Origin of the sequence: Alteromonas sp. Cnat3-28 (genome assembly GCF_022348265.1) — a bacterium.
Taxonomy (GTDB): domain Bacteria; phylum Pseudomonadota; class Gammaproteobacteria; order Enterobacterales; family Alteromonadaceae; genus Alteromonas; species Alteromonas macleodii.
Map to the genome: position 1 here is coordinate 1 of NZ_JAKREY010000049.1, position 1,116 is coordinate 1,116.

At 44.2% G+C, this 1,116-nt stretch carries 1 protein-coding gene; it reads left to right on the forward strand.

The window, feature by feature from the left end; genetic code table 11:
* Nucleotides 1-143 precede the first annotated feature (143 nt).
* On the forward strand, nucleotides 144-455 hold the full coding sequence (locus MHM87_RS19750; protein ID WP_239260867.1) for a hypothetical protein: 312 nt from the start codon (nucleotides 144-146) through the stop codon (nucleotides 453-455).
* Nucleotides 456-1,116 lie beyond the last annotated feature (661 nt).

The following is a 1,116-nucleotide window of genomic DNA, read 5'->3' on the forward strand; positions in this document are numbered from 1 at the left end:
CTCTTATTTAGGGTAAAGTCACATAACAAACAAATTATGGCACTCGCTGCCGCTCGCTGGGACGCAAACACGTGCGCGGCTTCGCCATTGTTGCACACGTGTTTGCGCCCCATATTTGGAAGTTAGGCCTATAGAGGTAAAACATGATTTCAGAGGCAGATTGGAAACACTTCAAACAAGTTAAGGCAGATGCATTAGATAAATGCTGCCAGCAAGTTTTAGACGATGTGCGTAAAGGAATCGATGATCCCGAACTTTCAAATCATGCAAAATATCTTTATTTGTATAAATTGATGGAAAACAGCGACAAACGTATCGCCAACATATTCGATTACAACGCAAGGTCTAAAGCTATGCTGCAACTTGCATTAATGAAATCAGACGGCCTTCTAGAAGCTAAACAAATTAGTGGCTTCTCAGATGAGTTACAAAATTTTATTAATAGCCGTGACTAACTTATCAGCACGGCCTAACAACTCAATAAACTCGCTCACTTCGTTCGCTGGGACGCATACACGCGGGGCGGCTTCGCCATTATGCCCCACATGTCTGCGCCCGTTATTGAAAAGTTATAAGGCGTCAGCCTAAACTGCGTTTGGCTTTATAAAAATCTCAGTGCAACTGCCTTTGCCTGTTTTCGTTTGCGTCGCTCTGGCTTGTGGTAGGTTTAAATCCGCCGCTTTCAACTCAAAGGTGGTGTAATAGGCGCTTTACCTTCAAGCTCTTATTTTCAGACAGCAAGCGCCATTACACTTGGTAGCTCAGATGGCGGCTAGCTTCAGTCAAATCAAAAACATCTGTGCACAGTCGTTTTGCTTGTTTGTGTTAACAATCAATCGTATGCTGGCTTCAACAGTTTTTAAAAAGACCAAAGGAACTGGCTCTGCTTATAACAAGGCGCTTAAGACCACTCCCTTCGGTCGCTCGGACGCATTTACGCGGGGCGGCTTCGCCATTATGCCCCACGCAAATGCGCCGCTTAGCTTAATGTTATGCATTTATTGAGAATTGACGATGATAGATAAATCTTTAGTAGGCAAGCTTTTCAGTTTTGATGCAGAACTAGAGAATTGGGCTGAGGGCATGGATTATTGCGCAGTTCGTGTGCCTTCGAAG